The following is a 25,684-nucleotide window of genomic DNA, read 5'->3' on the forward strand; positions in this document are numbered from 1 at the left end:
TACCGGCGGGCCACAACATGGCCCCGGCCGGCCGCCGCCGTCAAGACCGCGGGCTGGTTCCGGTGCGCGTCAACGCCCGGAACCAGCCCCTTGCCGCTCAACCTTGTTGACGTACCGTCAGGGACGTCCGGCCGGCCTCACGACCATGGCCGATCCGCCGCCGCGGCGCACCTTCTCCGCGGCCGCCAGCCAGCGCCCGTCCGGCAGCCTCTGCACGCCCGTCGCCGCCCCGATCTCGGGGTTGAGCTTGAAAGCGTGGCCCAGCGACTCCAGTTGCGCCCGGAGCGGGCTGTTCCACAGCTCCGGTTCGAGCTCCGTCGTCGGCGCGTTGCGCTGGCTGGCGCGCGGCGCCGCGATGGCGTCGACCAGCGGGAGCCCCCGGTCGACGGTGCCGAGGAGCGACTGGAGCACCGTCGTGATGATCGTGGCGCCACCGGGCGACCCCAGGGCCAGCACCGGCCTGCCGTGCTTCAGCACGATCGTCGGCGAGATGGACGAACGCGGCCGCTTGCCCGGACCGGGCAGGTTCGGGTCATACACCGCGGGGTCGGCGGGCGCGAACGAGAAGTCCGTGAGCTCGTTGTTGAGCAGGAAGCCGCGGCCCGGCACGGTGATGCCGCTGCCGCCGGTCTGCTCGATCGTCAGCGTGTACGCGACGACGTTGCCCCACTTGTCGGCCACGGTCAGATGGGTGGTGTTCTCCCCCTCGTACGTGGTCGGGGCGGCCCTGCCTCCACTCGCGCAGTCGGCCGGGTGCCTCGGGTCGCCCGGGGCGAGCGGGCTGGTCAGTACGGCGTCGTCCCTGATCAGGCACTCCCGCGCGTCGGCGAACCGCTGACCGAGCAGTTCCCGGGTCGGCACGTCCTCGAAGGCCGGGTCGCCCACCCAGCGGCCCCGGTCCGCGAACGCGATCCGGCTGGCCTCGATGTAGCGGTGCAGGTACCGGGCCTCGCTCAGCTTCGAGAGGTCCGTGGACTCCAGGATGTTGAGCGCCTCGCCGACGCTCGTGCCGCCGGAGGAGGAGGGCGCCATGCCGTAGACGTCGAGGCCCCGGTAGCCGACCCTGGTCGGTGCCTGCCGCAGCGCCCGGTAGGAGCGCAGGTCCTTCGCGGTCAGGTCGCCGGGGCGCACCACGCGGGTGGCGTCCGGGTCGACGGGCGGCTTGCGGACGGTCCGTACGATGTCGTCGGCCAGCTCGCCCCGGTACAGCCCGTCGACGCCCTCGCGGCCCACCTGCTCATAGGTGCGGGCCAGGTCGGGGTTCTTGAAGACGGAGCCGACCACCGGCAGTTCGCCGCCGGGCAGGAAGAGCTTGCGGGTCGCCGGGAAGTCGGCGAATCTGGCCTGATTGCCCTCGGTCTGCGAGCGGAAGGTGCTGTCGACGACGAAGCCGTCCCGGGCGAGCCGCTCGGCCGGTTTCAGGACCTGCCGCAGCGGCTTGCTGCCCCAGGTCCGGAGCGCGGTGTCCCAGGTGGCCGGGGTGCCGGGGGTGCCCACGGCCAGTCCGCTGGTCACTGCCTGGTCGAAGGAGAGCGGCTTGCCGTTCTCCAGGAAGAGTGACGAGTCCGCGCTGCGTGGGGCGGTCTCCCGGCCGTCGATCGTCTCCACGGCGTGCCGCCCGGCGTCGTAGTACACGAAGTAGCCGCCACCGCCGAGGCCTGCCGAATAGGGCTCGGTCACGCCGAGCGCGGCCGCGGTCGCCACCGCCGCGTCCACCGCGTTGCCGCCCTTGCGCAGCACCTCGATGCCGGCCGCCGACGCGTCCGCGTCGACGCTGGCCACCGCGCCTCCGTACCCCACCGCCACGGGCGACTTGGGCGGCGCCTCGGGCGCCCGCGCGGACGCGGCCGGGGCGGCTGCGCCCATGGCGGCGACAGTGGCGAGAACAGCCGGTAAAGCGACATTTCGCGCGATGGAACGTCTCATACCCACCTCCAGTGCGGGGTCGTCCGCGCAGGGTAACGCCGGGCCGCCCGCGCCGTCAGGTCCGCCGTGATGCCGTTTCCCGGCGCCCGCTAGCATGCCCGCCCATGAGTGACGACGTACGCAACATCGTGCTGGGCGTGATAGCCGCCGGCGTCAGTGCCGCGCTGGGCTGGCTCGCCCGCACCTATCTCTGGCGCCGCAGACTCCGGCGCAAGCAGGCCTTCTTCGGACTGCCGGGCAATTCCGAGTGTCTGCTCGTCGTCAACCGCGACGCGGGCGGCGACGGTTCCGTCCACCGTCACGACGTCTTCGCGCTGCTGGAGCTCTCCGCGCTCATCAAGGACTGCTCGGCCCACGCGCAGATCCTCTCGCACGACGTCGCGCAGCAGGGCTTCGGCGAGCGCACCGAATTCTGCGTGGGCGGCCCGGTCTCCAACCGCCGGATGGCCGCCCATCTGCATTCGCTGCTGCCCGGGGTGAGGGTGAACACCGACCCCGCGCCCGGCCCCGACCGCAACGCCTTCCAGATCGGCTCGGAGCGCTACCGGGTCGAGAAGGGGGTCGCCGAGTACGTGCTGCTGGCGCGGCTGACGGCCGGTCAGGACACGCGGCCCGTCTTCCTCTTCTGCGGGCAGCAGGCCATCACCAACCAGGCGGCCTCCCGCTACCTCTCCCGCAACTACGAGAAGCTGGCCCGCAAGCACGGCAACAACAGCTTCTGCCTGCTGCTGAAGGTGGTCAACTCCCAGGCGTACGGCCCCGATGTGGTCGAGGTGGTCGCGGACGTGACCCGCGCCGCGCAGTCCCCCGTACCGGCTCCGCGCAACTCGCACCGGGCTCCCTGACCGCCCGGCGGTCCCGGTCCAGCGCACCGCCGGACCGGAGCGCGGGCTCAGGCCCGCCGCAGCCGCGCCCGGCCCGCCCCGATCGCGGCACTGACTTCCCGCAGCCGCAACGGGCGGGCCAGCAGGGCCACGGTGAGCAGCAGGACGAGGGTGCCCGCGCCCAGCGCCGCGAAGTCCCCGGCCCCGGCGCAGGCCCGCGCCGTCAGGTATCCCAGCAGTCCCGCGGGCACCACCGCCACCACCAGCCGCAGCTGTGCCGCCAGCGCTGCCGAGCGCAGTGGCGAGGTCCCGGCGCCGAGCCTTCGGTGCAGCACGTACGCGGTTGCGGCGAAGCCCGCGAACAGTGCCACGGTGTAGCCCCCGGCCATTCCCGTGACGGCCCAGCGGGGCGGCAGCAGCAGATACGCGGCGGCCGCGAGCCCGGCGTTGAGCGCGGCGATCACCAGGTTGAGGAGGAAGGGCGTTCGGGTGTCGCTCATCGCGTAGAAGGCCCGGGAGAGCACGTACTGCCCCGAGTAGGCGACGAGGCCGGGGGCGAACGCCATGGTCATGCCCGCCATCACGGCGATGTCGGCGTCGCCGGTCCGCCCGTACCCGTAGACCGCGCCCATCGCCCACGGTGCCAGCGCGAAGAGCAGGGCCACCGCGGGTATCACCAGGGCGGCCGAGGTGCGCAGGGCGTACGAGACGTCGCGGCGCAGCGCGGGCAGGTCCCGGTCGGCGGCGGCCCGGCTCATCCGGGGCATCAGCGCGGTCACCAGCGAGACGGTCACGATGCCGTGCGGGACCACCCAGAGCTGGAAGGCGTAGCTGTACGCGGTGTACCCGGCGCCGCCCGCCGCCCCCTGGTGCTCGGCGCGCAGGCCGACGGTGGTGGAGAGCCGGGTCACCACCCAGTAGGCGATCTGGTTGGTGAGCACCAGCGCGACCAGCCAGCCGGCCGCGCGCAGCGGCCGGGTCAGTCCGCTGCCCCGCCAGTCGAACCGGGGCCGCCAGCGGAACTCCGCGGCGCGCAGGGCGGGCAGCAGGGCGAGGGTCTGGACGACGATCCCGGCGGTCGTGCCCCAGCCGAGCAGCCGGGTCCGCTCCGGGGTGAGCACCCCGTCGGAGCCCGCCGCGAGGGCCAGGTAGAGCCCGAACACACCGATGATGACCAGGTTGTTGAGGACCGGGGTCCACATCATCGCGCCGAACCGGTCCCGGGCGTTGAGGACTTGACCGAGGAGCGTGAACAGCCCGTAGAAGAGGATCTGCGGCAGGCAGTAGCGGGCCAGGGCGACGGTCATGTCCGCCTGGGCGCCGTCGTAGCCGGGGGCGTAGATCTCGACGATCCAGGGGGCGGCCAGGACCGTGAGGCCGGTGAGGGCGAGGAGGCCGGCGGTGCACAGGGTGAGGAGCCGGTCGGTGTACGCCGCTCCGCCGTCGGCGTGCTGTTTCGCCGCGCGGACCAGTTCGGGGACGAAGACGGCGTTGAGCGCACCGCCGATGAGCAGGGTGTAGAGGATGTTGGGCACGGTGTTGGCGACGTTGTACCCGTCGGCCCGGAGTCCGGTGCCGAGTGCGGCGACGACGACCGCCGAGCGGATGAAGCCGGTCGCCCGGGAGACGAGGGACCCGGCCGCCATGACGGCGCCGTTGCGCAGCGCCGAGCGGGGTGCCGGGCGGGGCCCGGGCGCCGCGGTCTCCACATGGTTCGCCGCTGTACCCACCGTTGTTCCCCGCCCTGTGGCCGTCCGGTCAGGCGTGGAGACTACCTCGCGCCCGTCGCGCACCGGTGCGGGGGACGCGGGGCGGCGTGTGCGGCCGGGCGGTGGCTGCGGCACTGCGACATATGTCACACAGGGCATTTCGTGGTTTTCAGCAGGATTTCGAAACCTTTCGTCGGATGGGCGCATCTTTCTCTGTGAAGAGCAATGCCTTGGAGGTTTTTCCGTTGATCGCTGCACGTCGGCCCGTACGCCGTTCCGCTCCGCTCGGCCGTCCGGTCCGGCTCTCCCTGGTCGCCGGCTGCGCGGTGGCCGGGTCCCTGCTCACCGCGTGTTCCGGGGCCGCCGCCTCGGACTCGGGGAAGGGCGGCGGCTCCGGGGCCGCCCCCAAGGAGGCCTCGATCTCGGTGAACCTGCACGGCGACCGGGCCGCCCCGGGCAAGCCGGTGAAGGTGACGCTCGCCACCGGAAAGCTGAAGGCGGTCACGGTGAGCGCGGACGGCGGCGCGGCACTGACCGGCCGGATATCCGCCGACGGCCGGACCTGGACATCCGAGCGCCCTGCCGCGCCGGGCACCACGTACGGGGTCGAGGCGAGGACCGCGGCGGGCGGCAGCGCGAAGGCCGGGTTCACCACCGCCGCCGCGGAGCAGGTCAACAAGCTGACGCTGGCCCCCGGCAAGGACACCACGGTCGGCATCGCCCAGCCGCTGTCGATCGTCTTCGACCACCCGGTCAAGGACCGGGCGGCGGTCGAGAAGGCCCTGAAGGTCTCCACCTCGAACAACACCGAGGGTTCCTGGGGCTGGCTGCAGGACTACTCCGGCAAGGACCGCGTCGACTGGCGGCCCAGGGAGTACTGGAAGTCCGGTACGAAGGTCACGCTGGACGCCGATCTCAACGGCATCGACTCCGGCCCGTCCGGCGGCTGGTTCGTACGCGACTACCGGACCACTTTCACGATCGGCGCCGAGCAGGTCGTGAAGGTGGACCTCGACCGTCACCGGCTGGCGCTGAAGCGGGACGGGAAGACCGTGATGGACGTGCCCATGTCGGCCGGCACCCCCGGCGGCGAGAAGGCGTCCTGGCGCGGCACGGCGGTGCTGATGTCCAAGGAGGGCACGATCAACATGCGCTCCGAGACGGTGGGCCTCGGCGACGCCTACGACAAGATGGTCGACTATTCGATGCGGCTGACCTGGTCGGGGATGTACGCCCACGCGGCGCCGTGGAACGCGGCCTACTTCGGGGTCGCCAACCGGAGCTCGGGCTGTGTCGGGATGAGCGACGCGAACGCCGGCGCGGTGTACCAGCAGGTGCGGGTCGGCGACCCGTTCGAGATCACCGGAGCGGACGCCAAGGGCACCGTCGCGGAGGGCAACGGCTACGGGGCGTGGAACGTGTCGTGGGCCGACTGGCAGTCGAAGAGCGCGCTGTAGGAGCCGGTTGCGGCGGCCGCGTGGAGGGGCCGAACCGCTGCCTTCCCCTCCGGCTCGGGCGGGAAGGCAGCCGGTCGAGCACCGCCCGGCCCGGCGCAGCTGACCTTCTTCTCGCCCGGGAAGGCCCGGTGCACGGGCCCGTCGTCCCGTACGAGAAGTGATCACCGGCTGCTGCCGGGCGGGCACCGCTCCGCTGGGTCCGCCTCGCGGCGGCCCCGGCTACTGCACCCCCGGCAGCAGCGTCCCGGGTTCGGCCGGTGCGATCTCCACGGCCTTCATCTTCGGATTGCGCCGTTCCCGCTTGGCCACCCAGGTCGCGAACCAGGAGAGCAGCATGCACATCCCGATGTAGATCGGCGAGATCACCATCACCACCGGGATGAAGGGAAGATCGTAGTCCAGATTGGACGCGATGAGCTTGCCCGCGTGCAGAAATTCCTCGTAGGTGATCAGGTAGCCGAGCGAGGTGTCCTTCAGCGCCACCACCAACTGGCTGATGATGGTGGGCAGCATGGCGCGTACCGCCTGCGGCGCCAGTACGAAGGTGGTGACCTGCGTCTTGCGCAGTCCCAGGGCGTACGCGGCCTCGGACTGGCCGCGCTCCACGGAGTTGATCCCGGCGCGGAAGACCTCGGCGAGCACCGAGCCGTTGTACAGGGTCAGCCCGGTGACCAGGGCGGGCAGCGGCTGGACCTTCAGTGCCACGAAGATGAAGAAGATCATCACCAGTACGGGCATGGCCCGGAAGAACTCCACGAGCAGCGTCGCGATCCAGCGCACCGCCCGGTGCACGGAGAGCCGGCCGACCGCGAGGACGGCGCCGAGCAGCAGCGAGAGCACCGCCGCGCAGGCGAACGCCTTGAGGGTGTTGCCCAGACCTCGCAGCAGCAGCTCCTGGATGCCCTTGTAGGCGAAGGGGGCCCACTTGGCGGCGGCGAACTGGCCGGTGTCGACCAGCAGATAGATCACCCAGGCGACCAGGGCGAGGATCAGGGCCGTCGCGGCGATCCCGTAGAGCCGGTGGCGTCTGCGGGTCGCCGGGCCCGGGATGTCGTACAGCGCGGTGGCCGCGGGTGCGGTGCGGGTGGTCATCGGGCGACTCCCCAGCGCTTCTCCATCACGTTGAAGAGCGCACTGATGGACAGGGTGATGATCAGGTAGCCGACGGCGATCCAGACGAACGACCAGATGATGCTGTAGCCCAGTTCATTGAGGGTCTTGTAGGTGCCGAGCAGTTCGGTGACGCTGAACGCCCCGGCGATCGCCGAGTTCTTGGCCAGGGCGATGAGTGTGGAGCCGACCGGTGGGATCACCGTGCGGAAGGCCTGCGGCAGCACCACGGTGCTCAGTGTCTGTCCGAACGTCATGCCCAGGCTGCGCGCGGCCTCGCCCTGCCCGGTGGGCACGGTGTTGATGCCCGAGCGCAGCACCTCGCAGATGAACGCGGAGGTGTAGCAGCCGAGCGCGAGGACCGCGAAGAGCTTGAAGGGCAGGACGAGGCCGAAGCGGGGCAGTCCGAGCAGGACCGCGAAGAACAGCAGGGTCAGCGGGGTGTTGCGCAGCACCGTCACCCAGACCGTACCGATCACCCGCAGCGAGCCGACCGGGGCGACCCGGAAGGAGGCCATGAGGAAACCGAGGACCAGGGCCAGGGCGGTGGAGTAGACGGTCAGTTCGACGGTGCCGAGGAAGCCCTTGCCGTAGAGCGAGAAATTGTCGGTGAGTACGTTCATGTGCGATGGCCGCCCCCTCAGGCAGCCGGATAGCGGTCGATGGGCGGCGGCTTCGGCGCGGGCACGCCGGACAGGCCGAGCGTGGCCTCGAACGCCTTCTTCCAGTTGCCGTTCTTCTGGTTGGCCTCCAGCGCGTCGTCGAGCGCGAACCGCAGTGCGTTGTCACTGCGCGGGACGCCGATGCCGTACGGCTCCCGGGAGAACGGCTTGCCCACGACCTTCATCTCGTCGGGCGCCTTGGCCGCGAAGCCCAGGAGGATGGCGTCGTCGGTGGTGACGGCGTCGACCTGGTAGGTGAGCAGGTTGTCGACGCAGATCGAGTACGTGTCGTAGGAGACCAGGATCGCCTTCGGGAAGTCGGCGGCGATGCGCTGGTAGGGGGTCGACCCCGCGGCCGAGCAGACGGTCCTGCCCGCCAGGTCCTGCGGGCCGTCGATGCCGTGCTCGTCGGTGCGGACCAGCAGGCCCTGCCCGGCCATGAAGTAGGGCCCGGCGAAGCCGACGAGCTTCTTGCGCATGGCGTTGATGGTGTAGGTGCCGACGTAGTAGTCGATCTGGCCGTTCTGCAGGGCGGTCTCGCGGTTGGCTGAGGCGATGGTCCGGAAACGGATCGTCTTCGGGTCGAAGCCGAGCGAGGCCGACATCATTCTGGCGATCTCGATGTCGAATCCGGAGTAGACGCCGGTGGCGGGGTCCTTCTCGCCCAGATAGGGCTGGTCCTCCTTGGCCCCGACCCGGAGGTAGCCGCGTTTCCTCGCGTTCGTCCAGGTCGGCGAGGCGGGCAGCCGGAAGGCGGTGTCGACCTTGTACACCGGGAGCTGATCGGGCCTGGGGCCCTTGACCGGCGGGCTGCCCTCCTTGCCGCAGGCGGCGGCGAGCACGGCCAGCACGAGAACGGTGCAGACGGTCAGGACTCTTCTCGTACGCGGTACGGTGCGCAACACGCAACCCCCGTCAGTGCTTGAGGATCTTGGACAGGAAGTCCTTGGCGCGCTCGCTCTCCGGAGCGGTGAAGAACGCTTCGGGGGTACGGTCCTCGATGATGCGCCCGTCGGCCATGAAGACCACGCGGTTGGCGGCGGAGCGGGCGAAGCCCATCTCGTGCGTGACGACGACCATGGTCATGCCGTCCCGGGCGAGCTGCTGCATGACCTCCAGCACCTCGTTGATCATCTCCGGGTCGAGGGCCGAGGTGGGTTCGTCGAAGAGCAGCGCCTTGGGGTCCATGGCGAGGGCGCGGGCGATGGCGACGCGCTGCTGCTGGCCGCCGGAGAGCTGGGCGGGGAACTTGTCGGCGTGCGCGGCGAGTCCGACCCGTTCCAGCAGTTCACGGGAGCGCCGGTCGGCCTCGTCCTTCTTCCGCTTGCGGACCTTGAGCTGGGCGAGCGAGACATTGGCCAGCACGGTGCGGTGCGCGAACAGGTTGAACGACTGGAAGACCATGCCCACTTCGGCACGGAGCTGGGCCAGGCCCTTGCCCTCCTCGGGAAGGGGTCTGCCGTCGATCGCGATCCGGCCGGACTCGATCGTCTCCAGCCGGTTGATGGTCCGGCAGAGTGTCGACTTGCCGGAGCCCGAGGGGCCGATGACCACCACCACCTCCCCGCGGCCCACGGTGAGATTGATGTCCCGCAGTACGTGCAACTGCCCGTAGTACTTGTTGACGTCCCGCAGTTCGATCAACGGATCGACGGCCATACGCTGCCCTACCCACTTTTCCGTGTGCCGAGGTCAGCGCAAACTATCCAGCCCGGAAAGGGACTTCGCCCCCGACACGCGTAAACAGGACATAAGGCGTCTTATGTGCTTGTCGTCGGCGGACCCTGCGCTTCGGCGGATTCCGAGTAGACCTGGGAGAGTTCGGGGCTGCCCGCCATCGCCCAGTCCAGCCCGGCACCGACCACGTCGATCTCCCGCCCGGAGGAGAGCCGCACCACGGGCCGGCCGCCGGGTCGGATGCCCCAGACCGCTCCGGGGACGTTCCGCACCAGGACCGTGCCGAGGTACAGCCCCGCGTCGTTGCCCAGCCAGGGCAGCTCCTCCGGGTCGTCGCGCCAGCGCGGCGGCAGCTGGTCCAGGCCCGCCAACGACGCCGGGCTGTCGTCCAGTCGGAGCCCGAGCTGCCCCGCCCGCACCCGGAGCAGCTCGCACTCGGCCAGGAGTTCGGCCACGCCTTCGGGATCGTCCGCGAACGCGGCGGAGAGCCCCACGCCCTCCACCCCGCCGTGCCGCTTACGCCAGTTGTCCAGGAAAGGGATGTTCATACCGCTCAGGGTCGCATCCCGGCCACACCACGCACCACAGGGCGCGCGGTCCGCCGGCCGGCCGGCTCGCCGGTGGCACCGGGGTGAACCGCCGGTGTACCGGGAACCGGGTCGAGGCGGTCCGGTCCGGGCTGGTACCGTCACCCGCATGTCCAGCCCCGAGTCCGACAGAGGCTAGCCACCGGTCCGCCGGTGGCCGATCCGCAGTCGACAGGCCACTGCCGCAGGACCACCGCCGTGTGGGCCCGCGTTCCTCCCGCGCGCATCCGCCGGGTCACGTCCGTGAACATGCCGGGCGTTCTTCCACGTTGCCGCCCGTTTCCACGGGGCGGGTGCGGGCCCACACCCCCTGTTCGGTCCCTCCGTCAGACTTCCATGGGGTCTCTTCATGCCATTCGCCGTCTACGCGCTCGGGCTCGCGGTCTTCGCCCAGGGCACCTCCGAATTCATGCTGTCCGGACTGATCTCGGACATCGCCGCCGACCTGCATGTGTCCATCCCCGCCGCGGGTCTGCTGACCTCGGCCTTCGCCGTCGGAATGATCGTCGGGGCGCCCCTGATGGCACTCTTCAGCCGGAACTGGCCGCGCCGCCGGGCGCTGGTGTTCTTCCTCTGCGTCTTCTGCGCCGTCCATGTCGTCGGCGCGCTCACCCCCGGCTACGGACTGCTGCTGGCGACCCGGGTCGTCGGGGCGGTGGCCAACGCCGGGTTCTGGGCGGTGGCCCTGGTCACCGCGGTCTCCCTGGCCGGTCCCGGGGCCCGGGCCCGCGCCACCTCGGTGGTGGTCGGGGGCGTCACCCTCGCCTGTGTGGCCGGGGTGCCCGCCGGGGCGGCACTGGGCGGGCAGTGGGGGTGGCGGTCGGCGTTCTGGGCCGTGGCCCTGGTTTCCGTACCGGCCGTCCTGGTAATCGCGCGGAGCGTCCCGGCGGGGCGGCCCGCGTCGGACCCGGTGCCCGTACGTCAGGAGCTGCGGGCCCTGGCCGCCCCGCGGCTGCCGCTGACCCTGGTCACGATGGCGCTCGTACAGGGTGCGACGTTCTGCGCGTTCTCCTATGTCGAGCCGCTCGCCACCCGGGTCACCGGGCTGGGCCCGGACCGGGTTCCCGGGCTGCTGGCGCTCTTCGGGCTGGGCTCGTTCCTCGGCGTCACCGCCGCCGGGCGGTTCGCGGACACCCGGCCGGTCGTCTTCACCGCGGCCGGGCTGGTGGCGCTGACGGCGGGCTGGGCCGGGCTCGCGCTGACCGCGGGGAGCACCTGCGCGACGGTGGCGCTGGTGCTCGTCATGGGGATGCTCGCGTTCGGGACCGGTACGGCGCTGATCTCCTGGGTCTTCCGGCTGGCGCCCGGGGCGCCGACGCTGTCCGGCTCGTTCGCCACGGCCGCGTTCAACGTGGGGGCCGCGCTCGGCCCCTGGCTGGGCGGGCTGGCGATCGACGCGGACCTCGGCTTCCGCTCGCCGCTGTGGGTGAGCGCGCTGCTGATGGTCCTGGCACTGGGGCCCGCCGTGCGGGTCATGGCCGGGGCGCGGGCAGGGGTGGGAGCCGGGGCTCCCGCGGCCTGACCGCGAGGATCATGGTGCCCCGCCCGGCGCTGAACGGGCGGGGCCGTCCTCGGTCGCAGCAAGCAGCCAGCCAGCGGGATTAAGGACGCGTCCCACGCTAGCCCCCGGCACTGACAACGGGCTCAGACGTCGAGGTCCACGACCACCGGGGCGTGGTCGGAGGCGCCCTTGCCCTTGCGCTCCTCACGGTCGACGTAGCTGTCCTTGACCGCCGCGGCGAACGGGGCGTTTCCGTAGACCAGGTCGATGCGCATGCCCTTGTTCTTCGGGAAGCGCAGCTCGCGGTAGTCCCAGAAGGTGTACGGGCGGTCGTACTTGAGCGGGCGGGGCACGACGTCGGACAGCCCCTCCTCGCGCAGCGCGGCGAGGGCGGCGCGCTCGGCGGGGGTGACGTGCGTGGCGCCCTCGAACAGCGCCGGGTCCCACACGTCCTCGTCGGTCGGGGCCACGTTGAAGTCACCCAGCACCGCGAACGGCCGCGCGCCGGCGGCGTCCCCGGCGACGGCCTTGCCCAGGGCCTCGAACCAGCGCAGCTTGTACGCGTAGTGCGGGTGCTCGACCTCGCGGCCGTTGGGCACGTAGACCGACCAGACGCGGACCGGACCGCAGGTCGCGGAGATCGCCCGCGGCTCCTGCGCCCCGTCGTACTCCGGGCCGCCCGGCAGCCCCTCGACGACATCGGCCAGGCCGACCCGGGAGACCAGCGCCACCCCGTTCCACCGCCCCGTGGCGTGGACCGCGGACTCGTAGCCGATCTCACGGAGCGCGTCCGCCGGGAACTGCTCGGCGGCGCACTTGGTCTCCTGGATGCACAGCACGTCCGTGCCGGTGCTCTCCAGCCATGCCAGCAGCCTCGGGAGCCGGGCGGTGATCGAATTGACGTTCCAGGTGGCGATGCGCATGTACGTAAACCTAGCGGTTGGCACCGACAGCCGCCGGACCGGCGGCTGTCACAGGGCGGTCGACTCGCCGGGGGCCAGCCGTCCGTGGTCGGCGGGGGCGAGGGAGCCGATCTGGCTGTCGTAGATCGGGCGGGCCAGATCGGTGAGCAGGGCGTCGTGGATGTCGATGGCGCGGCGCGGGGCGACCTCGCGTACGTAGTCGATGACCTCGGAGATCTTGTTCCAGGGGGCCATCACCGGAACCATCAGGGTGTCGACCGGGCGGTCCGGGACGGTGAGCGCGTCGCCCGGATGGAAGAGCGCGCCGTCCGGGCCGTCCACCAGGAAGCCGATGTTGGTGATCCTCGGGATGTCCGGGTGGATCACCGCGTGCAGTTCGCCGTGGACCTGCACATCGAAACCCGCCGCGGTGAACGTGTCGCCGTGGCCGACGGTGTGGACGCGGCCGGGGAAGGCGGCGGCGAGCCGGTCGGCGACGCTGCGCAGGGTCCAGAGTTCGACGGCCGGGTCGGCCTCCAGGGCCGCGCGCAGCCGCCCCTCGTCGAAGTGGTCGGGGTGTTCGTGCGTCACCAGCAGCACCTCGGCACCGGCGGTGGCGTCCGCCTCGGAGAAGGCGCCGGGGTCGATGACGAGCGTGCGCCCGCCCTTCTCCAGGCGGATGCAGGAGTGCGTCTTCTTGGTCAGGGTCGGGTGCACGGGGTTCACGGCGTCCATGGGGCCATCCTGCTACGGCCGGGGCCGGGTTTCCTCCTGGATCACGGACTGGGCGACGGAGAAGGCGGCACCTGCGGCGGGCACACCGCAGTACACAGCGGTCTGCATCAGCACCTCCTTGATCTCGGCCGGGGTGAGGCCGTTGCGCAGCGCGGCCCGGACGTGCGCGGCCAGGCTCTCCAGGCGGCCGGAGGCGATCAGCGCGGTGAGGGTGACGCAGCTGCGGGTGCGGCGGTCCAGGCCCTCCCTGCTCCACACCTCGCCCCAGGCGTAGCGGGTGACGAGCTCCTGGAAGTCCTCGGTGAACTCGTCCGCGGTGGACAGGGCCCCGTCCACATGGGCGTCGCCCAGCACCTCGCGGCGGATCTTCAGGCCGGGCTCGTAGGGGTCGGGGCGTCCGGTGGCGCTCGGGGGCTGCGGTGCGGCCGCGGTGATCTCCGCGACGGGCAGCACGGGGGCGGAGAGCTGCGGAATGGGGGCCGGGACGGGGATGGCGGCGAGGGTGTCCTGCCAGGCCGTCGAGAAGTGGGTCAGCAGCAGGTCGGTGACGGCGGCGGGCTGCTCGACCGGGGCGAGGTGGGAGGCACCGGGGACGAGCGCGAGCCGGGAGTCGGGGATGCCCGCGACAAGGGTGCGGGCGTCGCCGGGGCCGGTGACCCGGTCCTCGGCACCGACCAGGACGAGCGTGGGGGCGGTGACACGGCCGAGCTCGCCGCGGATGTCGAAGGCGGCGAGGGCCTCGCAGGCGGCGATGTAGCAGCCGGGGTCGGTGGTGCGGACCATCTGGACGGCCCAGTCGACGATGGCCGGCTGGGCGGCGGCGAAGCCGGGGGTGAACCAGCGCTCGGGGGCGGTTCGGGCCATCGGTTCCAGCCCGTTGGTGCGGACGACCACGCCGCGCTGGCGGAACTCGTCGGCGCTGCCGAACCGGGGCGAGGCTCCGATCAGGGCCAGGGAGGCGACCCGGTGCGGGTGGCGCAGCGCGAGGTCGGCGCCGATCGCGCCGCCGATGGAGCAGCCCGCGTACCCGAAGCGCTGGACGCCGAGGCCGTCGAGGGTGGCGAGCAGCCGGTCGGAGAGGTCGCCGATGGCGATGGCGGGGCGGGCGGGGGCGCCGCCGTGGCCCGGAAGGTCGTAGCGCAGGACTCTCCAGTGCGGGGTCAGCTCGGGTATCTGCCGGTCCCACATGTGCCAGGACGTGCCGAGCGAGGGTCCCAGGACCAGGATCGGCGCGTCCTCGGGTCCGTCGAAGCGGTACTGGAGGGTTTCAGTCGTCGTCTCACTCACCCTTCCACGCTCCCATATCGCGCCCGGGGATCTCCGCCCAGGGCCGAGGGCCCCGGCGTTCGGCTGCCCGACGTGACTCGTGCCACGGTTCGGCGTACCAGTCCCCGACGGCCACGAGGCGGTTGCCGAATCTCCTGGAACCCTGGGCCGCAGAAACCGCTGCCGGCCCCGACGGTTCCTCCGGCCCGCGGCCGGGCCCAGAGGGCCGGGGCCGACCGGATCTCAGCAGATCCGCCGATAGCGTTCGCCGGGCGCCGCGGCCTGCCACTCCTGGGCGGTCATGGGACTGCCCGTGATCGAGCAGAGCTCCGTGAGCCAGTGGCGTGGGCCGTTCAGCACGGAGTAGAGACCACCGTCCCTGATCGCGAAGAGCCGGTCCCCCACCCCGCTGAACATGACGTCACCGGAGTCCAACGACATCCCTGGGACCACGATGCTGCGCTCCAGGTCCTGGTCCCAGAGCAGGAGGCGTCCGTCGCCCGTGACGGAAGCGACGCTGCGCCCATCGGCGCTGACGGCAATTCCGACGGTGCGTTCACCGGAATCCGGGGCCGCTCGTACGACACGGCGGGTGAGCGGGTTCCACAGGACGAGGGCCGGGTTCCCCTCACCCACGCCACCGAGGACCAGGAGGCCGTCAGGGGTGAACGCGACGGTGACCGAATGTGCGACAGGCTTCCCGACCCGCTTGCCCGTCCTGGTGTTCCAGACCTGCACCGTCTGCTGGCCGCCGCCCACTGCGATCAGCGAGCCGTCCTGGCTCACGGCGACCGCTTCGACGATGCCGACGTCGTAGTCGGGGCCGAACCGGTGGCCCGGCCTCCAGGAGTCCGTGTGCCAGCTGTACACGGATCTTCCGTGGGCTTCGGCGAGGTACAGGCGCTTCCCGTCCGGAGCGAACCTGAGGACAGTGGGCTGGATCTGGGGAGATCCGATGCCTTGTGTCTCCAGCTTGGCCAGACTGCGCCCGGTACCCGTGTCGAAGACCTCCACCTGGGCGCGTCGTTCCCATTCGACGCCGCGTACCTCGGCGACGGCGATGCGGGTCCCGTCCGGTGAGAGGGCGATGCGGGATGTCTCCGCGCCGGGCCGGAGGGTCCGCAGGAGCCGGCCGTCCGATCTGCGGAGGACGCGCACCTGGCCTCCGGCCCCGAGGACCGCCACGGTGTCACCGTGCGAGGCGACTGTTGCCTGGTCCACCTGTTTGCCCGCCGGCTCGTAGTGCGTCAGCAGTCGTCCCACCGGACCGTAGTCCCACAGGGTGACCGTTCCGCTCGACCCCACCGCGGCCGCTGACCGCCCCCGCGCGCCGAGGGCGATCTCGTGACCGGGCAGATCCGCCTTCTTGCGCCCGGACCGGGTGTCGTAGAGCGTGTACTGCGCCGTCTCCTGGTAGATCGAGAAGGACGTGTTGGCGACGGCGAGCCACCTCCCGTCACCGCTGAGGGACACCTGTGGGCCGTACCCTCCGGTGGGTGGGACGGCGATGGAACCGAGCCGCTTGCGGGAGCGCAGGTCCCACACCTCGTACCGACCGGGCTCGGAGGTGTGCCTGGCCGCGAGATAGCGGCCGTTGGGAGTCAGTTTCTCGAAGGTCAGTCCGTTGCCCACTGTCCAGGCGGTGTGTCCGGAGGCAGTGAGCACCCGAATGGTCCCGCCCTCGATCATGACGGGCGCCCCGGATTCCGTCACGCCGAGCAGCCTGCCGGCCGGAAGTCTCACCGGCGCCTTCCCCGGGTCGGTCAGGCTGCCCATGCCGGGCGGCCTGTCGCCCTTCTCCGCTGCCGGAATGTCCGTCGCCCTGCCGTAGGCGCCGCCCGCCATAAAGCTCCCCGGTACCTCGGCGGAGACCGATCCGGAGGCGATGTTCCATACCAGGACCCGCGGTTCCACTCCGTACCGATATTCGGGTACGACTGTCAGGGTCTTCCCGTCCCTGCTCAGATCCGCCCAGCTGAAAATGCCGCTCACGCCGAAGGACCGCAGGTCCGCCCGCCCGACTTCCTTCATCGTCCGGGTGTCGATGAGAACGGCGACGCCTTTCCGCAGCACCCCGAGGGTCCTGCCGTCGGCGCTCATGTCGCCGCTCTCCGTCCTCGCCATGGGGATTCCCTCCACGATTCCGCGGGAGCGCATCCTGACGGTGTCCCAGACCTCGGCAGTGGAATCCTTCCGCCAGATGACGAGCAGTGACTCGTCCAGGCTGAACGTCACCCCGGAGACAAGGGCTCGTCCTGCCGGGACGACCCCTCGCACCTTGTCGAAGCGGCCGAGCTGCCGCACCAGCGACTCGCGGGCCTCGGCCGTGTCGGCCTGCGAGTATGCGGCGGCGCTCAGCAGGGCGGCCTGTCGGACATCGCCCCCTGTACGTTCGGCGGCTGCGGCAGCCAGTCGGCGGGAGGCGGCTTCCCTGCGCTGGGCCACGGTCGCGACTTCGCTGGAGACGACGAGGGCGGCGAGGGCTGCCAGAGCCACGCTCACAGCCACCGCCCCCACACGGAACCGGACTCCACGACGGCGTGCCGCCGCCCGGCTCGCCCGGAGGAACTCCAGTTGCTCGTCCGTGAACGCCGCGCGGCCGTCCTCTTCGTCGGACGGCTGCTGCCGCCACGCCTCGGCGACGACCAGTTCATGGCCGCGGAGCAGCAGTGCTCCGCTGCGGCCGCTGCTGTGCCACTCGTACGCGCGCAGTCCGATCCGGGTGTGGAAGGCGGTCCAGCGGTGTCTGCTCCGCACGAATGCGTGAATGCCCTCCACCCCCTCCGCGAACTGCTCCGGGCGGGTCATCCGCAAGAACTGGTACTCGGCCAGCGGACCCCATCCGTTGTCGCGGAGGGCGCCGCTGACTCCCCTCTCCAGCTGCGGGTCGATGACGACGGGAAGAATCCGCTTGCCCAGTGCCAGCGCACGCTCGCATTCCATCCAGCAGTACTTGGAGCGCAGCGAATCCTGGCTGACCAGCACGATCAGTGCGTCGGAACTGCGGATCGCCTCGTCGATGCTCTCGCGCCACCGCGTCGACGGATCGATGTGCAGCCAGTCGACCCACACCTCCCGCAGAAGCGGGGTCAGCCCCTCGCGGAGACGATGAGCGAGCTCTGCGTCACGACGGGAGTAGCTGACGAACACCTTGCCGCTCGTATCACGCTGAGGGCCCTGCTGCTGGGCCTCGGTCAGCTCGTCGAAAACCCGGCCGGCGGCCGCGGAGCGCAGCACCGTCTCATGGGCAGCGGCTGCCGCCGCTCCGACGACGAGTCCGGCACCGGCGGCGAGGAACGGCCAGTACGGCCGGCCGGCGGACACCCCGAACGGGCTGCCCGCGATCCGGTCGCCCAGGAACCGGTAGAAGCCCTCCAGCATGTGCAGTTCGTCGACGAACGATCTGGTGCGCCGGCCGAGGGGCACGGTGCAGTACTGCACGTACCAGGCCGTCCCACCGTAAAGAGCGGCACCGAACGCGGCCCACCAGGCGATGAAGAGCTCGGGGCGGGACGCGGGGACGGGCCCTTCCGCCGGATCCGGCCCGACGCCCGGGGGAAGCAGGGCCAGCACACCCGTCCAGCGCAGCAGCAAAAGAAGGACGGCAGCCTGCGGGATCCAGTACAGAGCGTGTTCCGTGGGTGGGTACCCCAGCCAGGATCCCCCGCCGAGCAGGGTGGCCGCGACAGCGATGAACAGGAGCCTCTCGGGATCCGCCAGGTTCCTCCGTACGACGACCAGGCGCGGATGTTCGGTGCCGCCGTTCCGCGCCCGGTACTCACGCAGCAGTCGTCGCTCGCGCAGGGGCTCGAAGCGGACAAAGATGACGGCGGGGAGGATCAGTCCGGCCAGAGCAGGCAGCGGGCCCACGAACAGAAAGCACAGGCCCCAGGCAAGAAGGCACGAGCACAGCCACCAAAGGCGTCGGCGTATCAGCATGTTCGACTCCGTCCCCCACGAGCCACTTCGTTCCTCACGATAGATAAATCACGCACGGCGGTGAAGCTCTCCACACGCCACAGCCGCCCCGATCGTGTCAACTCTCGCGCACGGAAAGGGGTTTCGCCGGATCGTGGCAGCCATCAGAATCGTCCCTGTGACATTGATGCAGGGGCAGGAGACGTTGCAGCAGGTGTGGGATCAGCAGAGCGTCTGGTCCCAGAGCGCGAATCGGCTCAAGAGGTCGGTGGAGAAGGCACGGTCGAGGGCACTCATGCTCGCCGTCGCAGCGGCACTCCTCGGAACAGCCGCCTCGCAGGTGATGGAATCGAGCACCTGGCTGGGCTCGGCGCTGGCCTTCGTCGCTTCCGCCGCCGCCGGGATGTCCCCCCTGCTCGCCCGCCGTGGCGGCCCCGCCCAGATGAGCGAATGGATCCGGACCCGAGCCGTGTCCGAGGCCCTGAAGGGGGAGATCTACACCTGCCTTTCCGGTGTCGGCCCCTACGCGGACCGCACGAACGCCGCCGGGTTCCTCGCGGAGCGGGCACACCGATTCCGATTGGACGCCGTCGACCTCGTCCGCCATACAGCGGGAATAGCCCCTGAGCCCCGCACACTGCCGCCCGTGACCGACATCGACACCTATACCGAACACCGGCTGCGGCAGCAGGTGGAGACGTACTACCGCCCCAAGGCGGTCTGGATGCAGAACAGGGTGGAGACTCTCGGCAGGATCGAGCTCGCCTTCGGAGGGCTGAGCGCCCTGCTCGCCGCGGTCGCCGGCGTCTTCGCCGCAGAACAACTCGCCGCCTGGGCCGCCGTGATCGCCTCCGTCTCCATCGCGGTGTCCGCCCACACGATCGCCCAGCGCTATGCCTACCAGCATCTCGAGTTCCTACGAACGGCCGAGCAACTGCAGCACCTTCTCGACCGGCGAGGGACCCAGTCCGCGCACACCGACGAAAGCAACAGCGCCTTCGTGTCGCAGTGCGAGCACGTCATCTCGATCCAGAACGAGGCCTGGATGATTCGCTGGACCGTGGGCTGACACCTGCCGGGCATTCCGCGACGACCGATCAGGGTCCGGGTGGCCTTCGAGCCGGTTGTCGCACGATGCGAGGGGCACTCTCGCCGCTGTCACCGAGCGGAACCCTCATCCGTCGCGTCGCCTCGAAGCGGACGTCGCCGCGCGGGACGGAAAGCACACGGGGAAGTCATCTCCCCGACACCCTTCACCCGGATGTCGGCGTACCGCTGGAGGGCTCCGCGACTTCGCCTCGCTCCGTCCGGCGTCCGGTCTCGGCTCCGCGCCGGACCGTCCCCGCACCCCCATGGCGGGGAAGCCGCTCGGACAGCGCCGGGCCGGCATCGGCCACGGTCTCGTACCACCTGGACCGGCGCACCGTTCCGGGCCGGTCGTGCGGGAGCGCGGACGGCATGGCGTCCGCTGCCGGGGCGTCGGCGTCCGGCGGGGCGGGTCCGGAGCGGCGGGCCGTGTGGAGGGGGTCCGGTCCGGCGACACGCGGTGCACTGCGCGTGCCGGGGCGGCGCGTTGCGGATAGCGTCGGCCGGGGGGCTGTCCCGACGGAAGAACGAAGGCGGTCGCAGTGTCCCGGAATCGCCGCTTGATCCTGAGCCCGCCGTCCACGGTGTGGAGCCTGCTGGCCGACAGCAGCCGCTACGGGGAGTGGGTCTCGGGAACGCAGCAGATCATCGCCGCCGACCCGCACTGGCCCGACGTGGGCGCCCGGCTGCGGTTCCGGGTGGGACTCGGTCCCGTCACCCTGGACGACACCTGCACCGTCCGCATCTGCGAACCCGGGCGCCGCCTGGAGCTGGAGGCGAGGGCCGACCCCTTCGGCGCGGCCCGTATCGCCATGAACCTGATCCCGTGGGGCGACAACACCCTCTTCCTGCTCGAATGGCATCCCCTGCGGGGCCCGGGCACCCGTATGCACGGGCTCCCCGTCGACTACCTCGTCTCCATCCGCAACGGCATGATGCTGACGAAGCTCGCCCGGATCGCCGTCCGCGAGCACGACAGCAGCGCGGCGGCCCGGCCCTGACCGTCGGACGCCGTGACCGGTGCCGGCCGCCTGCCGTGCGGCGAAGGCCGCCTCAGCGGCGGTCTCCCGTGGTCCGCGGCGCCCCGGGGGCCCCGGGCGTCACCGGCCCGGGGGCTCGGTGGTCGCCTGGGCCGCCCCGCCTCCCCGCGGCCGTACCGGGAAGAGGGTGGACCAGCGGGCCTCCTCCTCGCGCTGCTCCTGGGCGCGCAGCAGCCGGGACTGGACGGACAGGCAGATCACCGCGGTGACACCGGCCACCGCGGGCAGTACGGCCAGGCCCGGGGCCACGGGCAGGAGCAGCAGGAGCAGGGTGAGGGGCACCGTGCCCCACCCGGTCAGTACGGCGGCCGCGGCGGGCCGCCGCGAGCGCGGCCGGTCCTGGCCCGCCCGCAGGTCGATGTAGGCGGGCAGGTACCAGACGTTTCCGGCTGCGAGGAGCACGACGACTCCTCCCGCCAGTACTCCGTGGGACATCGGTGGAACTCCTCGGGCAGCGGTTCGCGGGGCGGACGGGTACGGGTCAGTGCGATGCGGCGGATTCGAGTGCGGTGATCTCCGGGTGGTGCAGGTCGAAGGCCGGGGACTCGCTGCGGATGCGGGGCAGGGAGGTGAAGTTGTGCCGGGGCGGCGGGCAGGAGGTGGCCCATTCCAGGGAACGGCCGTAGCCCCAGGGGTCGTCGACGGTGACCTTCTCGCCGTACTGGCTGGTCTTCCAGACGTTGTAGAAGAAGGGCAGGAACGAGAGTCCGAGCAGGAACGATCCGATGGTGGAGAGGGTGTTGAGGGCGGTGAAGCCGTCGGCGGCGAGATAGTCGGCGTACCGGCGCGGCATTCCCTGGGCGCCGAGCCAGTGCTGGACCAGGAAGGTGAGATGGAATCCGGCTGTCAGCGTCCAGAAAGTGATCTTTCCGAGCCGCTCGTCCAGCATTTTTCCGGTGAATTTCGGCCACCAGAAATGGAATCCGGCGAACATCGCGTACACGACCGTGCCGAAGAGCGTGTAGTGGAAGTGCGCGACGACGAAGTACGTGTCGGAGACGTGGAAGTCGAGCGGCGGTGAGGCCAGGATGACGCCGGTCAGCCCTCCGAACACGAAGGTGACGAGGAATCCGGTGGTCCACAGCATCGGTGTCTCGAAGGAGAGCGACCCCTTCCACATCGTGCCGATCCAGTTGAAGAACTTCACCCCGGTCGGTACGGCGATCAGGAAGGTCATGAAGGAGAAGAAGGGGAGCAGTACACCGCCGGTCACGTACATGTGGTGGGCCCAGACGGTGACGGAGAGTCCGGCGATCGCGATCGTCGCGGCGACCAGGCCGATGTAGCCGAACATCGGCTTGCGGGAGAAGACCGGGATGATCTCGGAGACGATCCCGAAGAACGGCAGGGCCAGGACGTAGACCTCGGGATGGCCGAAGAACCAGAAGAGGTGCTGCCAGAGCAGTGCGCCGCCGTTGGCCGCGTCGAATATGTGCGAACCGAATTTCCGGTCCATTTCCAGGGCGAAGAGCGCCGCCGCCAGGACCGGGAAGACCAGCAGGATGAGTACGGCGGTCAGCAGCACGTTCCAGGTGAAGATGGACATCCGGAACATGGTCATTCCGGGTGCCCGCATGCAGATGATCGTGGTTATGAAATTGACCGCGCCGAGAATGGACCCGAATCCGGAGAGCGCCACGCCCATGATCCACATATCGGCGCCTATTCCGGGTGAATAGACGGCGTCGGACAGCGGGGCGTAGGCGAACCAGCCGAAGTCCGCGGCGCCCTGCGGGGTGAGGAACCCTCCGGCGGCGATCAGCGAGCCGAAGAGGAACAGCCAGTACGCCAGCATGTTCAGCCGCGGGAACGCCACGTCGGGGGCGCCGATCTGGAGCGGCATGAGCCAGTTGGCGAATCCGGTGAACAGCGGCATCGCGAACAGCAGCAGCATCACCGAGCCGTGCATGGTGAACGCCTGGTTGAACTGCTCGTTGGAGATGATCTGCGTGCCGGGGCGGGCGAGTTCGGCGCGCATCACGAGCGCCATCACGCCGCCGATGAGGAAGAACAGGAACGCGGTGACGAGGTACAGCGTGCCGATCTGCTTGTGGTCGGTCGTGGTGAGCCACGAGACGACGATCCGGCCGCGGGAGGGGCGGCCGGGCCGGTCGGGGCCGGGGGGCAGGGGCCCTTGCGCGGGGGCGTCCAGACTGCCCTGCTTTTCCATTGCGTCCACCGGACCGTGTCCTCCAGCTCTTGCGGTTCTTCGAGCGCTCCCCCGCCGTGCGGGGCGGGGAGAGCGGTCGGGAAGGTCCGGTGGTTCACGGGGGGACGGGCCGGACCTTCCCGGCCGCACCATGCTGGCCGTGCCGCCGGAGAGCCTCCAGGGACCGACGGGTACCGTTCACCGGGACGACCGGCCCTACTCGCCGGGCCGCCGCACGGCCGACCGGCCCCACCGGCCGGCCCCGGTGCGCGGGTGCGGCCCGGGCCCCGGCCGGGCGGCTGCCGTAGGCTGACCGTCCGTGGACCGGTCCCAGCCCCGCGGTGATCCGGTGAGCGATTACCCCCGGCGTACGCCTACGGCACACGGAACCTGAGAGCAGCACCCCGATGACGAAGACAGCACCCACCGTGCCCGGCTCCCCCGGCGAAGTCCCCTCCGCCACCGCCCCGCACGGGACCCACTGCCCCGCCTCTGCGGTGTCGGCCGCCTGGCCGCAGCCCAGCCGGCCGGACCGGATGAGCGGCCTGCTGGACGCGGTGATGAGCCTGGGCCGGGGGCTGGAGCTGCCCGAGGTGCTGCGCGGCATCGTGGAGGCCGCGGTGACGCTGACCGACGCCCAGTACGGGGCGCTGGGCATCGTCGGGGACGGACAGACGCTGCTGGAGTTCCTGCCGGTCGGCATATCGGAGCAGCTGGCCGCCGAGATCGGTCAGACGCCATGCGGGCGCGGCATCCTCGGTGAGCTGATCCACCATCCGCAGCCGCTGCGGCTCACCGATCTGAGCAGCCATCCGCGCAGCTTCGGCTTCCCGCCGCACCATCCGCCGATGCGTACCTTCCTCGGGGTGCCGGTCCGGGTACGGGACGAGGTGTTCGGCAATCTGTACCTCACCGAGAAGCGGGACGGGACAGGCTTCGACGCCGACGACGAGGCGGTGCTCACGACGCTGTCGATCGCGGCCGGGGTCGCCATCGACAACGCCCGGATGTACGACGAGAGCCGGCGCCGGGAACGGCGGCTGGAGGCGCTCGGCGAGATCACCCGCAGTCTGCTGTCGGGGACGGACGCCGACGAGGTACTGCATCTGATCGCCGAGCGGGCGATGGAGGTGGCGGGGGCCGACCGGGCCGCGATCCTGCTGCCGTCACCGCCCGCCGCGTCCGTCTCCGCGTCCGGGGACGACGGGGACGGGGCGCGGCTGACGGTCGCGGTCGCCCACGGCCGGGACGCCGGGCGGGTGACGGGGCTGTCCGTCCCGGCGCGCGGGTCACTGGCCGGCCTCGCGGCCCGCACCGGGACGCCGGTGCACTGTGCCGACGTACGGACCGACCCCCGGGCTCATCCGTTCGGCGACGGGGCCGAGGACGGGCTGGGGCCGGTGGTGACCGTGCCGCTGCGGGTGGACACGGGGGCGAGCGGCGCGCTGCGGCTGGGCCGGCCGGCGGGTCGGCCGCCGTTCGACGAGACCGAGATCGCGCTGGTCTCGGGCTTCGCCGACCAGGCGGCCATCGCCCTGGAGCTGGCCCGCAGGCGGGCCGAGTCCGAGGAGCTGGCCGTGATGCACGACCGGGACCGGATCGCCCGTGATCTGCACGACCTGGCGATCCAGCGGCTCTTCGCGACCGGGATGACGCTGCAGAGCACCACCCGGGCCATCGCGGACCGGCCCGGCGCGGCGGAGCGGGTCAGCCGGGCGGTGGACGACCTGGACACCACGATCCGGATCATCCGGTCCACCATCTTCGACCTACGGACCGCGGAACGGGCGGGGCGCGGCGGGCTGCGGCACCGGATGGCCGAGACCGCCCGTACCGCGGCGGCCGCCCTGGGATTCCAGCCCTCGCTGCGGATCGACGGACCGGTGGACACCACGGTCCCCGACGAGCTGGCCGAGCATCTGGTGGCGGTGGCCGCCGAGGCGGTGTCCAACGCCTCCCGGCACGCCCGCGCCACCCGGATCGGCATCGAGCTCGCGGCGGACGACACGGTGGCCCTGACCGTCACCGACAACGGTGCCGGAATCCCGGACGGCGTGCTGGCGGGGGCCGGGCGCTCCGGCGGGCTGGCCAACATGCGGACCCGGGCGGAGCTGTGCGGCGGTTCGCTCCTGGTCGAGCGGCCCGAGGACGGCGGCACCCGGATCGTCTGGCGCGCCCCCCTGCACGACTGAGGGACGCGTATGGCCGGGGCGGCAGGAGCGGAACGGGCGGAGCGCCGGGGCCGGTCAGCCGGCCCCGGCCGGGACGCGCGGGCCCGTCAGCCCCTGCCCTCCTTGACACGGCCGACGAGCATCGCGGCCTGGATGCGGCGGCCCACGCCCAGTTTGGCGAGGATCGACGAGATGCGGTTCTTCACGGTCTTCTCGGCCAGGAAGAGCCGCTCGGCTATCTCCCGGTTGGTGAGCCCCTCGCCGATCAGGTCGAGGATCTGCCGTTCCCGGGGGGTGAGTCCGTCGAGCTGCGCCGCCTCGGACGGCTCGGCCGGCGGCTGCTGCCCGGCGCCGCGCAGCCGTTCCATCACCCGGGCGGTGGTGCGCGGATCGAGCATGGAGCTGCCGGAGGCGACCCGGCGTACGGCGGTGATCAGATCGGCGCCGTTGATCTGCTTGAGCACATAGCCCGCCGCCCCCGCCATGATGGCGTCGAACAGCGCCTCGTCGTCGTCGAAGGACGTCAGCATCAGGCAGGCCAACTCGGGCATCAGGGCGCGCAGTTCCCGGCACACCTCGATTCCGGCGTGGTCGCCGCCCTGGTCGTCGCCGAGGCGTACGTCCAGCACGGCGACCTGCGGCCGGGTGGCCGGCACCCGGGCCAGCGCCTCCCGCGCGGTGGACGCCTCGCCGACCACCTCGATGTCGTCCTCGGCCTCCAGCAGGTCGCGCACACCGCGCCGTACGACCTCGTGGTCGTCGAGGATGAAGACGCGTACGGGGGCCGTGGACGGCGACGGGGCCGCGGACGGGTGCTGCGGGGTCGTGCTCGGTGCGGTATTCGCGAACTCACTCACATCAGGCTCGATCGGTTCGGGGAGAGGGCCGGGAACAGTATGTGCCCGGCTCCGGGGACGGTTCTGGCGGGGTACGAAGGCATGGTGAACAGCATCTGAACAGGGCC

General features: G+C 71.3%; 20 protein-coding genes. 6 read left to right on the forward strand and 14 right to left on the reverse strand.

The features are described from left to right. Positions 1 to 117 precede the first annotated feature (117 nt). On the reverse strand, positions 118 to 1,926 hold the full coding sequence (gene ggt, locus ACFCV8_RS10000) for a gamma-glutamyltransferase (RefSeq protein ID WP_376684810.1): 1,809 nt from the start codon (positions 1,924 to 1,926) through the stop codon (positions 118 to 120). Positions 1,927 to 2,030: 104 nt separating this feature from the next. Here ggt and ACFCV8_RS10005 point away from each other — a divergent pair, with 104 nt between their 5' ends. Continuing rightward, positions 2,031 to 2,771 (forward strand): hypothetical protein, encoded by a 741-nt coding sequence (locus tag ACFCV8_RS10005; protein WP_376684811.1) that lies wholly within the window; start codon positions 2,031 to 2,033, stop codon positions 2,769 to 2,771. Positions 2,772 to 2,818: 47 nt separating this feature from the next. On the opposite strand, the gene murJ is transcribed toward ACFCV8_RS10005, so the two are convergent. Continuing rightward, positions 2,819 to 4,618, reverse strand: a complete 1,800-nt coding sequence (gene murJ, locus ACFCV8_RS10010) for a murein biosynthesis integral membrane protein MurJ (protein ID WP_376684812.1) — start codon at positions 4,616 to 4,618, stop codon at positions 2,819 to 2,821. Between the two features lie 86 nt (positions 4,619 to 4,704). On the opposite strand from murJ, the gene ACFCV8_RS10015 reads away from it, so the two are divergent. Beyond that, positions 4,705 to 5,916, forward strand: a complete 1,212-nt coding sequence (locus ACFCV8_RS10015) for an Ig-like domain-containing protein (RefSeq protein WP_376684813.1) — start codon at positions 4,705 to 4,707, stop codon at positions 5,914 to 5,916. 219 nt (positions 5,917 to 6,135) lie between these two features. Here ACFCV8_RS10015 and ACFCV8_RS10020 read toward each other — a convergent pair whose 3' ends face one another. The 5 genes from ACFCV8_RS10020 to ACFCV8_RS10040 all read right to left on the reverse strand — a co-directional run bounded on the left by ACFCV8_RS10020 (position 6,136) and on the right by ACFCV8_RS10040 (position 9,913). Beyond that, complete coding sequence (locus tag ACFCV8_RS10020; protein WP_376684814.1) at positions 6,136 to 7,008, reverse strand: amino acid ABC transporter permease; 873 nt, start codon at positions 7,006 to 7,008, stop codon at positions 6,136 to 6,138. Beyond that, a complete protein-coding gene (locus ACFCV8_RS10025; protein ID WP_376684815.1) occupies positions 7,005 to 7,649 on the reverse strand; it encodes an amino acid ABC transporter permease in 645 nt (214 codons plus the stop codon). Before ACFCV8_RS10025 ends, ACFCV8_RS10020 begins: the two co-directional genes overlap by 4 nt. 17 nt (positions 7,650 to 7,666) lie before the next feature. Beyond that, positions 7,667 to 8,593 (reverse strand): glutamate ABC transporter substrate-binding protein, encoded by a 927-nt coding sequence (locus tag ACFCV8_RS10030; RefSeq protein WP_376684816.1) that lies wholly within the window; start codon positions 8,591 to 8,593, stop codon positions 7,667 to 7,669. Between the two features lie 10 nt (positions 8,594 to 8,603). Beyond that, positions 8,604 to 9,347 (reverse strand): amino acid ABC transporter ATP-binding protein, encoded by a 744-nt coding sequence (locus ACFCV8_RS10035; RefSeq protein WP_376684817.1) that lies wholly within the window; start codon positions 9,345 to 9,347, stop codon positions 8,604 to 8,606. Between the two features lie 101 nt (positions 9,348 to 9,448). Further along, on the reverse strand, positions 9,449 to 9,913 hold the full coding sequence (locus ACFCV8_RS10040) for a DUF6278 family protein (protein WP_376684818.1): 465 nt from the start codon (positions 9,911 to 9,913) through the stop codon (positions 9,449 to 9,451). Positions 9,914 to 10,301: 388 nt separating this feature from the next. Here ACFCV8_RS10040 and ACFCV8_RS10045 point away from each other — a divergent pair, with 388 nt between their 5' ends. Continuing rightward, positions 10,302 to 11,474 (forward strand): Cmx/CmrA family chloramphenicol efflux MFS transporter, encoded by a 1,173-nt coding sequence (locus tag ACFCV8_RS10045; protein ID WP_376684819.1) that lies wholly within the window; start codon positions 10,302 to 10,304, stop codon positions 11,472 to 11,474. A 122-nt stretch (positions 11,475 to 11,596) separates the two neighbouring features. Here ACFCV8_RS10045 and ACFCV8_RS10050 read toward each other — a convergent pair whose 3' ends face one another. From ACFCV8_RS10050 to ACFCV8_RS10065, 4 genes are all read right to left on the reverse strand, one after another. Then, complete coding sequence (locus ACFCV8_RS10050) at positions 11,597 to 12,376, reverse strand: exodeoxyribonuclease III (protein ID WP_376684820.1); 780 nt, start codon at positions 12,374 to 12,376, stop codon at positions 11,597 to 11,599. Between the two features lie 48 nt (positions 12,377 to 12,424). Further along, a complete protein-coding gene (locus ACFCV8_RS10055) occupies positions 12,425 to 13,090 on the reverse strand; it encodes an MBL fold metallo-hydrolase (protein WP_376684821.1) in 666 nt (221 codons plus the stop codon). Positions 13,091 to 13,102: 12 nt separating this feature from the next. Beyond that, the gene (locus ACFCV8_RS10060) at positions 13,103 to 14,377 is read right to left on the reverse strand and encodes an alpha/beta fold hydrolase (RefSeq protein WP_376684822.1); all 1,275 of its coding nucleotides are present in this window, start codon (positions 14,375 to 14,377) and stop codon (positions 13,103 to 13,105) included. Positions 14,378 to 14,599: 222 nt separating this feature from the next. Then, positions 14,600 to 18,295: a toll/interleukin-1 receptor domain-containing protein gene (locus ACFCV8_RS10065; protein WP_376684823.1), complete on the reverse strand. Its 3,696-nt coding sequence runs from the start codon at positions 18,293 to 18,295 to the stop codon at positions 14,600 to 14,602. 166 nt (positions 18,296 to 18,461) lie between these two features. Between ACFCV8_RS10065 and ACFCV8_RS10070 the strand changes: the two genes are divergently transcribed. After that, positions 18,462 to 19,343, forward strand: coding sequence for a DUF4231 domain-containing protein (locus tag ACFCV8_RS10070; protein ID WP_376684837.1), 882 nt, complete (start codon positions 18,462 to 18,464; stop codon positions 19,341 to 19,343). A 559-nt stretch (positions 19,344 to 19,902) separates the two neighbouring features. Continuing rightward, positions 19,903 to 20,361, forward strand: a complete 459-nt coding sequence (locus ACFCV8_RS10075; RefSeq protein WP_376684824.1) for an SRPBCC family protein — start codon at positions 19,903 to 19,905, stop codon at positions 20,359 to 20,361. Positions 20,362 to 20,460: 99 nt separating this feature from the next. On the opposite strand, the gene ACFCV8_RS10080 is transcribed toward ACFCV8_RS10075, so the two are convergent. Together ACFCV8_RS10080 and ctaD are read right to left on the reverse strand one after the other, a co-directional pair. Beyond that, the gene (locus ACFCV8_RS10080) at positions 20,461 to 20,835 is read right to left on the reverse strand and encodes a hypothetical protein (RefSeq protein WP_376684825.1); all 375 of its coding nucleotides are present in this window, start codon (positions 20,833 to 20,835) and stop codon (positions 20,461 to 20,463) included. Positions 20,836 to 20,881: 46 nt separating this feature from the next. Beyond that, the gene (ctaD, locus tag ACFCV8_RS10085; RefSeq protein WP_376684838.1) at positions 20,882 to 22,570 is read right to left on the reverse strand and encodes a cytochrome c oxidase subunit I; all 1,689 of its coding nucleotides are present in this window, start codon (positions 22,568 to 22,570) and stop codon (positions 20,882 to 20,884) included. Positions 22,571 to 23,085: 515 nt separating this feature from the next. Here ctaD and ACFCV8_RS10090 point away from each other — a divergent pair. Beyond that, positions 23,086 to 24,741 (forward strand): GAF domain-containing protein, encoded by a 1,656-nt coding sequence (locus ACFCV8_RS10090; protein WP_376684839.1) that lies wholly within the window; start codon positions 23,086 to 23,088, stop codon positions 24,739 to 24,741. An 86-nt stretch (positions 24,742 to 24,827) separates the two neighbouring features. Here ACFCV8_RS10090 and ACFCV8_RS10095 read toward each other — a convergent pair whose 3' ends face one another. Then, entirely contained in the window at positions 24,828 to 25,487 is a 660-nt protein-coding gene (locus ACFCV8_RS10095) for a response regulator (protein ID WP_376684840.1), read from the reverse strand. Positions 25,488 to 25,684: the final 197 nt, after the last annotated feature.

Source organism: Streptomyces sp. NPDC056347, from assembly GCF_042262625.1.
GTDB lineage: Bacteria > Actinomycetota > Actinomycetes > Streptomycetales > Streptomycetaceae > Streptomyces.

Coding starts and splice junctions, on each gene's coding strand:
- ACFCV8_RS10055 (WP_376684821.1), bottom strand. CDS start 13,090: ATGGACGCCGTGAACCCCGTGCACCCGACCCTGACCAAGAAGACGCAC.
- ACFCV8_RS10020 (WP_376684814.1), bottom strand. CDS start 7,008: ATGACCACCCGCACCGCACCCGCGGCCACCGCGCTGTACGACATCCCG.
- ggt (WP_376684810.1), bottom strand. CDS start 1,926: ATGAGACGTTCCATCGCGCGAAATGTCGCTTTACCGGCTGTTCTCGCC.
- murJ (WP_376684812.1), bottom strand. CDS start 4,618: ATGCCCTGTGTGACATATGTCGCAGTGCCGCAGCCACCGCCCGGCCGC.
- ACFCV8_RS10090 (WP_376684839.1), top strand. CDS start 23,086: ATGAGCGGCCTGCTGGACGCGGTGATGAGCCTGGGCCGGGGGCTGGAG.
- ctaD (WP_376684838.1), bottom strand. CDS start 22,570: ATGGAAAAGCAGGGCAGTCTGGACGCCCCCGCGCAAGGGCCCCTGCCC.
- ACFCV8_RS10005 (WP_376684811.1), top strand. CDS start 2,031: ATGAGTGACGACGTACGCAACATCGTGCTGGGCGTGATAGCCGCCGGC.
- ACFCV8_RS10080 (WP_376684825.1), bottom strand. CDS start 20,835: ATGTCCCACGGAGTACTGGCGGGAGGAGTCGTCGTGCTCCTCGCAGCC.
- ACFCV8_RS10045 (WP_376684819.1), top strand. CDS start 10,302: ATGCCATTCGCCGTCTACGCGCTCGGGCTCGCGGTCTTCGCCCAGGGC.
- ACFCV8_RS10025 (WP_376684815.1), bottom strand. CDS start 7,649: ATGAACGTACTCACCGACAATTTCTCGCTCTACGGCAAGGGCTTCCTC.
- ACFCV8_RS10065 (WP_376684823.1), bottom strand. CDS start 18,295: ATGCTGATACGCCGACGCCTTTGGTGGCTGTGCTCGTGCCTTCTTGCC.
- ACFCV8_RS10070 (WP_376684837.1), top strand. CDS start 18,462: ATGCAGGGGCAGGAGACGTTGCAGCAGGTGTGGGATCAGCAGAGCGTC.
- ACFCV8_RS10035 (WP_376684817.1), bottom strand. CDS start 9,347: ATGGCCGTCGATCCGTTGATCGAACTGCGGGACGTCAACAAGTACTAC.
- ACFCV8_RS10050 (WP_376684820.1), bottom strand. CDS start 12,376: ATGCGCATCGCCACCTGGAACGTCAATTCGATCACCGCCCGGCTCCCG.
- ACFCV8_RS10040 (WP_376684818.1), bottom strand. CDS start 9,913: ATGAACATCCCTTTCCTGGACAACTGGCGTAAGCGGCACGGCGGGGTG.